Origin of the sequence: Virgibacillus doumboii (assembly GCF_902806455.1) — a bacterium.
In the GTDB taxonomy this organism is placed as follows: Bacteria; Bacillota; Bacilli; order Bacillales; family Amphibacillaceae; genus Lentibacillus; species Lentibacillus doumboii.
In genome coordinates, this window is record NZ_CADCWQ010000001.1 from 920382 (window position 1) to 932417 (window position 12036).

The 12036-nt window shown below is 45.8% G+C and carries 9 protein-coding genes; all 9 read left to right on the forward strand.

All coding sequences use genetic code 11. The features are described 5' to 3' along the window. Window positions 1-132 precede the first annotated feature (132 nt). The 9 genes from ilvD to ilvA all read left to right on the forward strand — a co-directional run bounded on the left by ilvD (window position 133) and on the right by ilvA (window position 12027). Window positions 133-1812: a dihydroxy-acid dehydratase gene (gene ilvD, locus G6R02_RS04365; protein ID WP_164668023.1), complete on the forward strand. Its 1680-nt coding sequence runs from the start codon at window positions 133-135 to the stop codon at window positions 1810-1812. 837 nt (window positions 1813-2649) lie between these two features. Continuing rightward, a complete protein-coding gene (ilvB, locus tag G6R02_RS04370) occupies window positions 2650-4347 on the forward strand; it encodes a biosynthetic-type acetolactate synthase large subunit (RefSeq protein WP_425509062.1) in 1698 nt (565 codons plus the stop codon). After that, window positions 4344-4862 (forward strand): acetolactate synthase small subunit, encoded by a 519-nt coding sequence (gene ilvN / locus G6R02_RS04375; protein WP_164668025.1) that lies wholly within the window; start codon window positions 4344-4346, stop codon window positions 4860-4862. The genes ilvB and ilvN overlap by 4 nt, the downstream gene beginning before the upstream one ends. A 71-nt stretch (window positions 4863-4933) precedes the next feature. Further along, entirely contained in the window at window positions 4934-5977 is a 1044-nt protein-coding gene (gene ilvC, locus G6R02_RS04380) for a ketol-acid reductoisomerase (RefSeq protein WP_164668026.1), read from the forward strand. Beyond that, entirely contained in the window at window positions 5964-7520 is a 1557-nt protein-coding gene (locus G6R02_RS04385; protein WP_164668027.1) for a 2-isopropylmalate synthase, read from the forward strand. The genes ilvC and G6R02_RS04385 overlap by 14 nt, the downstream gene beginning before the upstream one ends. A 1-nt stretch (window position 7521) precedes the next feature. Further along, entirely contained in the window at window positions 7522-8628 is a 1107-nt protein-coding gene (leuB, locus tag G6R02_RS04390) for a 3-isopropylmalate dehydrogenase (protein ID WP_164668028.1), read from the forward strand. 402 nt (window positions 8629-9030) lie between these two features. Continuing rightward, complete coding sequence (gene leuC, locus G6R02_RS04395; RefSeq protein ID WP_164668029.1) at window positions 9031-10437, forward strand: 3-isopropylmalate dehydratase large subunit; 1407 nt, start codon at window positions 9031-9033, stop codon at window positions 10435-10437. 12 nt (window positions 10438-10449) lie between these two features. After that, window positions 10450-11034, forward strand: a complete 585-nt coding sequence (leuD, locus tag G6R02_RS04400; protein ID WP_164668030.1) for a 3-isopropylmalate dehydratase small subunit — start codon at window positions 10450-10452, stop codon at window positions 11032-11034. Window positions 11035-11139: 105 nt separating this feature from the next. Continuing rightward, window positions 11140-12027: a threonine ammonia-lyase gene (gene ilvA / locus G6R02_RS04405; RefSeq protein WP_246202606.1), complete on the forward strand. Its 888-nt coding sequence runs from the start codon at window positions 11140-11142 to the stop codon at window positions 12025-12027. The last annotated feature ends 9 nt before the right edge of the window (window positions 12028-12036 follow it).

Sequence of the window (12036 nt, forward strand, 5' to 3'; positions counted from 1 at the left end):
TTCACTCGTCCTGCTCTATTTTTTATCCCCCATCCCAAAAAAATACCTTTTCATTTTTAATCATAAGTGGTAGAATCTTATATTAAATTATTAGAATATTAATATAATATAAAAGAAAGGTAGTGTGATTGGATGGGGAAGGATTTACGGATAAAAAGTAATGTGTTCAGTGACAGTTCACTAAGGGCGCCGAACCGGGCGATGCTGCGTGCTGTGGGTGTGACGGATGATGATTTTAAGAAGCCGATGATTGGAGTCGCGAGTACGTGGAGTGAGGTCACTCCGTGCAATATTCATCTGAATGATTTGGCGGCGAATTCCAAAAAAGGAGCAAAAGAGGCAGGCGGTGTTCCGCTTATGTTTAACACGATAACCGTTTCCGATGGTATTTCGATGGGTACGCAGGGGATGCGCTATTCGCTGCCAAGCCGGGACCTTATCGCGGATTCGATTGAGACGGTTGTTGGTGCGGAAAATCTGGATGGACTTGTTGCGATTGGAGCTTGTGATAAAAATATCCCCGGTTGTATGATTGCGATTGCCAATAGTGAAGTTCCGGCGGTTTTTGTATATGGCGGTACCATTTCTCCCGGCTCCTATCGTGGAAAAGATATTGATATTGTCTCGGTGTTTGAAGGTGTTGGTAAGCATAACAACGGGGACATTGATGATCAGGAGTTAAAAGGAATTGAGTGTAATGCGTGTCCCGGCGCCGGTGCCTGTGGCGGGATGTATACCGCGAATACAATGGCTTCTGCGATGGAAGCGATGGGTATGAGTTTGCCTGGCAGCTCGTCGAATCCCGCTGAATCGGAGGAAAAAGCGGCTGATTGTGCTGCAGCGGGTGAAGCGGTCTATCACTTGCTTGAAAAAGGTATTTATCCAAAAGATATTATGACAAAAGAGGCATTTGAGAATGCGATAACCGTTGTGATGGCACTTGGCGGGTCGACGAATGCAATTCTCCATTTGCTGGCGATTGCACATGCGGTTGAGGTTGATTTGACGATTGATGATTTTAACAGGATGCAGGCGAAAGTCCCGCATCTCGCTGACATGAAACCAAGCGGCAGGTATGTGATGCAGGATTTACATAGAGCCGGTGGTGTGCAGGCTGTCATGAAGCTTCTACTTGATGCGGGCTACCTGCATGGTGATTGCTTAACTGTAACAGGTAAAACAATTGCTGAAAATTTAGCGGACGCACCGTCATTGCACGAAGGTCAGGATGTTATCATGCCACTAGATAAGCCGAAGCGGGTGGATGGTCCATTGATTGTTTTGAAAGGAAATTTAGCACCAAGGGGGGCAGTGGCAAAAGTCTCAGGGGTGAAAGTCAGTCGCCATGTCGGCCCGGCCAGGGTATTTAATACCGAAAACGAAGCGGCTGCAGCAATCAGCGAAAACAAAGTTTCAGAAAATGATGTGGTGGTAATTCGCTATGTCGGTCCTAAGGGTGGTCCGGGAATGCCTGAGATGCTGTCGGTTTCCAGTCTGCTTGTCGGAAAAGGGCTTGGTGAAAAAGTCGCATTGTTGACGGATGGCAGATTCTCCGGGGGAACGCATGGCCTTGTTGTTGGTCATATTGCTCCCGAAGCACAGGACGGTGGTCCGGTGGCATTTATACAGGAAGGTGATCTTGTCACGATTGATTCGGAGCAAAAGGAAATTTCGGTTGCGGTTTCCGAGAATGAAATGCAACGCCGGCGTGAGGAATGGACAGCACCGCCATTATATAAAAAGGGTGTGCTGGGAAAATATGCACATATGGTTTCCTGTTCTTCAAAAGGAGCGGTTACTGATTTTAAATAGTTTTATTGGGCCCTGGTTTTTACCGGGGCCCATTTTTAAATTCAGGCGTTTTTTTGATTATTACGTGAGCCAATTGTGACAATTTGAGCGGGAAAATTGTGAACTTGGGCCAAAATTGTGACAACTTGAGCAGAGTTCCAATAATTTCGACCCAAATCTATGACAACTTAAGCCGATTTGAATTTTTATCAAATCCTAAAGCACAACCCCAACCATGACGGCTGCCCAAGCCCTGCCACATTAACCATTAAAAAAATATTACTGTAATAGAATTGTAATATATCCTCGAATTTCTTGTCGTTTCAACATTGTAAACGCATACAATTATTCCGACTTATCAAAAGTATCAAAAAACTTTTAAAAAAACGGTTGACCTTTCCTGAAAAGCAGTATATTATTGTCGGCAATATAAAATTTTCTGATATCTAATAATTGCGATTGTTTCATTCGTTTTTATATCATCAACTCGATGATGGGAATAAAGGAACATGACCCATGTATTCACAGAGAGCCGGGGTTGCTGGAAGCCCGGAAGTACATGATGTTCTGACATCTTCCCTGAGTGCCGGATTGAACGGGAAAGCTTTATAGGCTGCCCCCATTAGGTTCAGCCAGGTATATACGTGTATACCTGTTATCAAAATAGGCTGTCAAACAGCTGGTGAGGCAGTATTTGTGAGAATGCTGCAAACGTGGGTGGTACCGTGAAAAAGGACTCTTTTCTCCCCATTCATTCTGCTTAACGGGCAGGTGTGTGGGGAAAGAAGGGTCTTTTTTTATTAAAAAAAATCAATTTTAAGGAGGCATGCAATAGTGAAAGCGGAGGCAAAGTCTGAGATGGACAGTGCAACAGAAAAGATGACCGGGGCTGACGTGTTGATTGAAGCCCTTACAGAGGCGGGTGCTGACACGATTTTCGGCTATCCGGGCGGGGCGGTGCTCCCGATTTATGATGCAATTTACCGCAGTAAGGCGCCTTTTCAGCACGTGTTAAACCGGCATGAGCAGGGATCGGTTCATGCGGCTGAAGGCTATGCACGGGTTACGGGTAAGCCGGGCGTTGTGATGGCAACGTCAGGGCCGGGGGCTACGAACTTAATAACAGGCATTACGGATGCAATGATGGATTCGCTGCCGTTAGTCGTATTTACCGGACAGGTGGCAAGTGGTGTGATCGGAACAGATGCTTTTCAGGAGTCGGATGTACTGGGGATTACGACTCCGATTACGAAGTACAATTATCAGGTGAAACGCATAGGTGAATTACCGCGGATCGTGAAAGAAGCTTTTCATATTGCTGCTACAGGGCGGCCGGGACCTGTTGTAATTGATATTCCGAAAGACATCTCAGCAACCATATCAACGCAGCCTTATTCCAGTGAATTTAAACTGCCAGGATACCAGCCGACAAAAAAGCCTAACCCATTGCAGATCGTTAAGCTGGCGGACGCGTTAAGCCGGGCAGAAAAGCCAGTTATACTAGCCGGAGCGGGTGTTCAATTTGCCGGGGCATCAGCGAATTTAAAACGATTTGCGGAAAAATACCAGCTTCCAGTGGTAACGACTTTACTTGGTTTAGGGACGTATCCGGGGTCAGAGAAGCTCTCACTTGGTATGGGGGGCATGCATGGAAGGTACGCAGCGAATATGGCAATCTATGAAAGTGATTTACTTATCAACATCGGAGCCAGGTTTGATGATCGTTTAACCGGAAACCTGAAACACTTTGCACCAAATGCCAAAGTTGCTCACATTGATATTGATCCGGCAGAGATTGGCAAAAATGTTGCAACAGAAATTCCGGTTGTTGCTGACGCGAATGCAGCGTTGGAGGTACTGTTGGAAAAATCAATAACCATTGCAGATCACGAAACATGGCTGGGACAGCTGCAGCAAAATAAATCAGATTATCCTTTGTGGTATGAACAGTCGGGCGAAGAAATTTCGCCGCAATGGCTGATTGAACAGATTTACGAGCAATCGTCGGGAGAGGCAATTGTTACTACAGATGTTGGGCAGCATCAGATGTGGGCAGCACAGTATTATACGCTGGAAAAACCGAATCGCTGGGTGACGTCGGGAGGACTTGGAACGATGGGATTTGGATTTCCGGCAGCAATTGGTGCACAACTTGGAGCACCGGATGACCTTGTTGTTGCATTAGTCGGTGACGGTGGTTTCCAGATGACATTCCAGGAACTGTCGGTGGTAAAAGAACGAAACCTGCCTGTCAAAGTTATTATCATTAACAATCAGGCACTCGGAATGGTACGGCAGTGGCAGGAAAGTTTTTACGAAGAACGCTACTCGGAATCTATTTTTTCAACGAATCCTGATTTTGTAAAACTGGCAGAAAGTTACGGAATTCGTGGCATGGAGGTAGATAAAGAGGCAGATGCAGCGGGCGTTTTGCAGGAAGCTTTTTCACATGATGGTCCGGTCATTGTTGATTGCCGGGTCGTTCAAGCAGCAAATGTGTACCCGATGATTGCACCAGGAAAAGGGATTCACGAAATGATAGGGGTGACAAAATGAGGCGAATCATCAGTGCAGCGGTTCAGAATCGCGGGGGTGTGCTGAACCGGATAACAGGGATGCTGCATAAGCGGCAATTCAATATCGAAAGTATTTCAGTTGGTGCATCCGAGACGGAAGGAATATCGAAAATGACTTTCGTTGTCGAGGTCAGTGATCATCAAAAGTTGGAACAATTGACAAAACAGCTGCACAAACAGATTGATGTCCTGAAAGTATCAGATATAACCGAAAAAGCAATTGTTGCAAGAGAACTGGCCCTGATAAAAGTGAAAGGAAGCGGTCAGTCACTTGCAGAGATTCAGGGAATTATCGCCCCGTTCCGCGCATCCATCATTGATGTATCACGTGAGAGCCTGACCATTCAGGTTACCGGAAAACCGGATAAAGTGGAAGCATTAATTTCACTCTTACGGCCATATGGAATTAAAGAGCTATCGAAAACAGGTGTTACCGCATTTTTACGAGGACAACAGCCAAAGCAGGTTACGGAAATAAATTCTTTTCCGGTGTAAGCGGGGAAACGCTTAAGTCAAAAGTTGAAAATGATCTAAAAAAATAAACCAAAATGAGGAGGATGTTTCATATGTCAAAAGTTCTTTACGAAAAGGATATCCAGAAAGAGGTATTGCAGGGAAAGAAAATCGCGGTGGTTGGTTATGGATCACAGGGGCATGCACACGCACAGAATCTTCGGGACAGCGGTTATGATGTTGTTGTCGGGCTCAGACCGGGAAAATCCCAGCAAAAAGCACAGGCTGATGGATTTGAGGTTCAGTCAGTTGCCGATGCAGTTCAGGTTGCGGATGTTGTGATGGTGCTGTTGCCGGATGAGCATCAAACAGCAGTTTATGAGGAGAGCATTAAACCAAATTTACAGGCGGGAAATGCAATGGCTTTCGCCCACGGATTCAATGTTCATTTTAACCAGATTGTCCCGCCATCAGATGTTGATGTGTTTCTTGTAGCCCCGAAAGGACCTGGACATCTGGTCCGCCGAACGTTTGAGGAAGGTGCTGGGGTTCCGGCATTATATGGTGTCTATCAGGATGTCACCGGCAATGCTAAGGGACTGTCACTTGCCTATGCACAGGGAATTGGGGCAGCACGTGCGGGCGTTTTGGAAACCTCGTTCCAGGAAGAAACGGAAACGGATTTGTTTGGAGAGCAGACAGTGCTTTGCGGCGGCCTTACAAGTCTAATCAAAGCAGGTTTTGAAACACTGACAGATGCAGGATATCAGCCGGAAGTAGCTTACTTTGAATGTATGCATGAAGTGAAATTGATTGTTGATCTGCTTTATGAAGGAGGGCTTGAGAATATGCGCTACTCCGTTTCCGATACAGCACAATGGGGCGATTTCGTATCCGGGCCGAGAGTTGTGAATGACGAAACGAAAGAGCGGATGAGAGAAGTGCTTTCCGAAATTCAATCAGGCGAGTTTGCTAAAGGCTGGATTTTGGAAAACAAGGCAAACCGTCCACAATTTTATGCGATGAATGCTAAAGAAAATCAGCATCCGATTGAAAAAGTTGGAAAGGAGCTCCGTGCATTAATGCCTTTTGTGAAGCAGCCATTACAGGAAAAACAAGATAAACAAAAGGATGTGAAGGTTCATGCAACAAATTAAAACGTTTGATACGACACTGAGAGACGGGGAACAGTCACCAGGAGTTAATCTGAATAAGCTGGAGAAACTGGAAATCGCCAGGCAATTGGAAAAGTTGGGTGTAGACCGGATGGAAGCAGGTTTCCCAGCTTCTTCCACAGGTGATTTTGAAGCAGTTAAAGAAATCGCCAAAACGATAAAAGGGACATCAGTCACGGGGCTGGCAAGGGCGGTGAAATCAGATGTTGATACTGCATGGGAGGCATTGAAATATGCGGATGAACCATGCCTTCACATCTTTTTGGCAACATCACCGATTCACATGACGTATAAGCTGAAAAAAACACCGGAACAGGTAATTGAAACAGCGGTGGATATCGTGAAATATGCCAGACAAAAGTTTCCTCAAGTGGAGTGGTCGGCTGAAGATGCATCAAGGTCGGATTGGAATTTTCTGGCCCAGATCATTGAGCAGGTGATTGATGCTGGTGCAACGGTGATCAATCTGCCGGATACTGTCGGGTATACGACGCCAAAGGAATATGGGGAACTTTTCCGGTTCATCAAAGACACGGTTCCTAATATTGATCAGGTGGATCTGTCCTGTCACTGTCATAACGACTTGGGAATGGCTGTTGCAAATTCGATTGCTGCTGTGGAAAACGGTGCTACCCAGGTGGAAGGGACGATTAATGGGATCGGAGAACGTGCCGGAAATGCTTCATTGGAGGAAGTTGCTGTTGCATTAAAAATCCGCTCCGATCATTACCCGTATGAAACGGGTCTGAAGCTGAACGAAATCAAGCGGACCAGTGATCTTGTTGCTAAATTATCCGGAATGTATGTGCAGGCGAATAAAGCGGTTGTTGGGCGTAACGCATTTTCACATGAGGCAGGGATTCATCAGGATGGTGTTCTGAAAAACAAGGAAACCTATGAAATTATCACGCCGGAAATGGTGGGTGTTCAATCGAATACGCTGTTTCTCGGAAAGCATTCCGGCCGTCATGCATTTCAGGATAAAGTAAAGACACTGGGATTCGAGCTTTCGGAAGAAAATTTGAAAAAGGCATTCAAGCAGTTTAAACAGTTAACGGATCGCAAAAGGGAAGTAACTGATGACGATATTTTTACTATTTTGATGGAAGTACAGACTGATCAGTCCGGTGCAAAAAAATATCGATTGGAAATGTTTCAGATTCAATATGGGACAGCAAATATTCCAACGGCGACTGCGTCATTGACCACCCCTGAGGGAAACAAGGTCATGGATGCACGTACAGGTCAGGGAAGTGTTGAAGCACTGTATAACACATTGGATTGTCTGATTGAACAGGATCTGCAGCTTGTTGACTATCAACTGAATTCAGTCGGACGCGGAAAAGATGCGCTGGCTGAGTCACATGTGCAGCTTATGGTAAATGGCGAGTCGATGAACGGCCGGGGAACTGCACAGGATGTTGTGGAAGCTTCAGCAAATGCATTTCTGAATGCGGTGAACCGCTATATGATTCAGTATCACACATCAAAGCCGAAAGAAACGGCTGCTAAAGGAGGATTTTAACATGAATAAACAGGTTGTTTTGTTGCCAGGAGACGGAGTGGGCCAGGAAGTGATGGAGTCAGCAAAGTTTGTACTGAACACGGTCGCTACTGAATTCGGTCACCGGTTTGCATTTCATGAGCATGCCATTGGTGGCGACGCGATTGACCGATACGGCACCCCATTACCTGATGACACGGTAAAAGCTTGTCAGCAGGCTGAGGCAGTTTTACTTGGAGCAGTTGGAGGTAAGAAGTGGGATGTCCTTCCGGCAAGTAAACGGCCTGAAAAAGGATTGCTCGGTATCCGGAAAGAGCTCGGGCTTTTTGCGAATTTGCGCCCTGTTAAGAGTTTTCCTGCTTTAGCCCATGTATCACCGTTGAAGGAAGAAGTAATCAGCGGAAGTGATATTTTAATTATCCGTGAACTGACAGGCGGCTTGTATTTCGGCGAGCCGAGTGAACGACGGGAAAATGGTCAGGCGGCTGTCGATACCCTTTATTATCAGCGCTATGAAATTGAGCGGATTGTCGATAAAGCATTCCAGAGTGCACAAAAGCGGAGGAAGCATCTGACTTCTGTAGATAAAGCCAACGTCCTGGAATCCAGTAGGCTCTGGCGCGAGATTGTCGAGGAGAAACAGCAGCAGTACCCGGATGTGACTGTTGACCATGTGCTTGTAGATGCAGCAGCAATGAAACTTGTAACAAATCCGGATCAATTTGACGTCATTGTTACAGGAAATTTATTCGGCGATATTTTAAGTGATGAAGCATCCGTTTTGACCGGTTCGCTTGGGATGCTGCCTTCAGCAAGCATCCGTTCAGATGGTGTCGGACTTTATGAGCCCGTTCACGGCTCCGCACCAGATATTGCCGGTCGCGGGATGGCCAATCCAACCGGGATGATTTTATCGGCAGCCATGATGCTTCGCCATTCATTCAACATGGAAGCAGAGGCAATGGAAATTGAATCCGCAGTAAACGAAACCCTCAACCAGGGTTATCACACAGCTGATTTGAACAGAAAAGGCGGATTGCTTGTTGGAACCAAGGAAATGACGGAAGCGATAGTTGATAATTTAACAGCAAAAAGTGTTTCGGACAGTATTTGCAGTTCGTATTCGTGATATGGCTTTTTCCGGGAAGGGTGTTGCTGTCTAACTGCTGGGACGTATTCTTAAACGTCCACTTCTCGCCGTCCGGAACCGCTCCGGGCGGATGCTTTCAGCGTGGCGCGAGTCACTGACCTCCACTCACACGGACTAGTGAGGTGGTATTATACAACGATTCCTACTTCAACCAGTAGGCCATAAACGTAATACCAGCGGAGGAAATACGCTGAGACTCCTGTGGGAGGAAAGGCCTAGGTGAGACCACTGAGTGCGCAAGCACGAAGAGGGCTCATCAGTCGCCCACGGAAAGCGAAGTGTATTTCCGAAGCGGTGTTATAACGCTCAATTAGTATTTTTTACAGCATGTTGCTGTGATCCTCAATAAAAAGCTTTTAACAAAGGAAGGAGGAAATTTTAATGGGAAAACCAGAGACGATTATCGAAAAAATCTGGAACAAACATGTAGTACAGCAGGAATCCGGTAAGCCGGATCTCATGTACATTGATTTACATCTGGTACATGAGGTGACGTCACCACAAGCATTTGCAGGATTGCGCCTGAATAATCGTAATGTTCGGCGACCGGATTTGACCTATGCGACAATGGATCACAATGTGCCAACGAAAAATCGTGATACAGTAAAAGACGAAATTTCAGTGAAACAGATGGAAACGTTAAAAAAGAACTGTATGGATTTCAACATTACCCTTGCAGATATGTACCATCCCGATCAGGGAATTGTCCACGTAATTGGTCCGGAGCTTGGGTTGACACAGCCTGGAAAAACGATTGTTTGCGGTGACAGCCATACCTCGACACACGGCGCGTTTGGAGCATTGGCTTTCGGAATTGGAACAAGCGAGGTTGAACATGTTCTGGCTACACAGACATTGTGGCAGGAGAAGCCGAAAACGTTAAATGTTCATGTGGAAGGTGACCTTGGTCCGGGAGTGACGGCAAAGGATTTAATTTTGGCGATTATCGCAAAGTTTGGTGTTCGGTTTGGTACCGGCCACGTGATTGAGTATACAGGAGATGCAATTCGCAACTTGTCCATGGAAGGAAGAATGACTGTGTGCAACATGTCGATTGAAGCCGGGGCCAGAGCTGGTCTGATCAGTCCGGATCAAACAACAGTTGATTTTTTGCGGGGCCGGGCACATGTACCCGGGGGCGATGATTTTGAACAGCTTGCGGATAAATGGCTGGACCTGGCTACAGATGAGGACGCCGTTTATGACCAGACAGTTACGATTAAAGCGTCTGAAGTCGAACCACAAGTATCCTGGGGGACGAATCCGGGAATGTGTGTCCCTGTAAGTGGTTCCACTCCGTCCTTGGGTGATGCGGAATATAAGGAAGATGTGGAGCGGGCACTTGATTATATGGGATTGGATGAAAATCAGCCGATTACCTCAATTGAAATCGATCATGTTTTTATCGGTTCGTGCACCAATTCACGGTTAGGCGACCTGCAAAAAGCTGCATCAGTTGTTCAAGGAAAAAAAGTGAACCCGAATGTGCGAGCAATTGTCGTTCCAGGTTCATTTTTGGTAAAAATGGAGGCTGAAAAAGCAGGATTGGATCAGGTTTTCAAGGAAGCTGGATTTGAATGGCGGGAAGCTGGCTGCAGTATGTGTCTGGCGATGAATGATGATATTGTTCCCCCTGGTGGAAGGTGTGCGTCGACCTCGAACCGAAATTTTGAAGGACGGCAGGGGAATGGTGCCAGAACCCATCTGGTTAGTCCGGAAATGGCGGCTGCGGCAGCAATTGAGGGACGTTTTGTGGATGTACGTAACTATGCAGGAATAATGCAATAGGAGGTGAACGGTATGGAGGCAATTCGAGAGCATTCAGGAAAGGTATTTCCATTAAATCGTACAAATGTTGATACAGACCAGATTATACCGAAACAGTTTTTAAAACGGGTTGAACGGACAGGATTTGGACAGTTTCTGTTTTATAATTGGCGGTTTGATGATGATGGCAATAAGCGCCCTGATTTTAACCTGAATGATGAAAAATATGCGGATTCTTCCATCTTACTGGGAGGTGAAAATTTCGGCTGCGGGTCATCCCGTGAGCATGCGCCATGGTCCTTATTGGATTACGGATTCCGGGTAATTATTGCACCCAGTTTTGCCGATATTTTTTACAATAATGCATTAAAGAATGGGATCATCCCAGTGAGAATGGAAGAAACCCAAGTTAATAAATGGATGAAACAAGCGGAGGAATCAGAGATTCTTTTAAAAGTGGATTTGGAGAGTCAGCAAATTATGGATGAGGAAAATTGGGTAGTCCCATTTACAATTGATAATTACCATAAGGAAAAATTGCTGAATGGCTGGGATGATATCGCCCTTACGTTGCAGTTGGAAGATAAAATTACTGCGTATGAAAACAAAGGAGTGTGAGACTTTGGGAATTGCTTAACCGGCGAGACGGTGTACAGTGCATGGAAGCGGCTTGAGCCGTTTGTCCATCGTACACCGTTATTAACTTCGTCTACCACCAATCAAATGGTCGGGAAAAACGTATATTTTAAAATGGAAAATCAGCAGAAAACAGGTGCATTTAAATTCAGAGGAGCTACGTTTAAACTCATGCAGCTGTCTAAAGAACAATTGCGGAACGGCGTGATCACTGCTTCTGCAGGGAACCATGCGCAAGGGGTGGCATATGCCGCCGCAAAATTGGGAGCATACGCCACCATATTCATGGCAGAAGGGACGCCGCTTGCAAAAATAAATGCTACAAAAGCATATGGTGCAGAGGTCGTCCTTGTTGGCGAGTCGTTTCAGGAGGCATATGAAGCTTCATTAAAAAGGCAACGAGATACAGGAGCGGCTTACATTCATCCATTTGATGATTACGATGTTATGGCAGGACAGGGTAGCATTGCAATGGAAATGCTAAGGCAGGAAGACCGGATGGATACGATTATTGTGCCAATCGGCGGCGGTGGATTAATCAGTGGTATTTCAACAGCAGTAAAACATATCAACCGGTCGATTCGGGTAATTGGTGTGCAGGCAAGCGGAGCAGCTGCAATGCATGAAAGCTTTCATCATAACAAAGTGGAGAATTTGAATTCGGTTCAAACGATTGCAGAAGGCATTGCAGTGAAACAGCCTGGAAAACGAACACTGCCGATTATTCGAAAATATGTCGATGATATCGTTACTGTTAGTGATGAGGAGATTGCCTCAGCGATTGTTTATATGCTGGAGCGGAACAAAACATTAATGGAAGGGGCAGGCGCCGCATCGCTGGCTGCATTGTTTAAGTATCATGAAGAAATCCCATCAAGGCATTGTGGAATGGTAATCAGTGGGGGTAATTTAGATATCGGGATGTTGCCGATGATTCAAAAATTAGCGGGCAGACTGAATTCCTTTGCATCTTAGTAAAATTTG

Coding starts and splice junctions, on each gene's coding strand:
- ilvD (WP_164668023.1), top strand. CDS start 133: ATGGGGAAGGATTTACGGATAAAAAGTAATGTGTTCAGTGACAGTTCA.
- leuB (WP_164668028.1), top strand. CDS start 7,522: ATGAATAAACAGGTTGTTTTGTTGCCAGGAGACGGAGTGGGCCAGGAA.
- ilvC (WP_164668026.1), top strand. CDS start 4,934: ATGTCAAAAGTTCTTTACGAAAAGGATATCCAGAAAGAGGTATTGCAG.
- ilvB (WP_425509062.1), top strand. CDS start 2,650: ATGGACAGTGCAACAGAAAAGATGACCGGGGCTGACGTGTTGATTGAA.
- ilvN (WP_164668025.1), top strand. CDS start 4,344: ATGAGGCGAATCATCAGTGCAGCGGTTCAGAATCGCGGGGGTGTGCTG.
- G6R02_RS04385 (WP_164668027.1), top strand. CDS start 5,964: ATGCAACAAATTAAAACGTTTGATACGACACTGAGAGACGGGGAACAG.
- leuD (WP_164668030.1), top strand. CDS start 10,450: ATGGAGGCAATTCGAGAGCATTCAGGAAAGGTATTTCCATTAAATCGT.
- leuC (WP_164668029.1), top strand. CDS start 9,031: ATGGGAAAACCAGAGACGATTATCGAAAAAATCTGGAACAAACATGTA.
- ilvA (WP_246202606.1), top strand. CDS start 11,140: ATGGTCGGGAAAAACGTATATTTTAAAATGGAAAATCAGCAGAAAACA.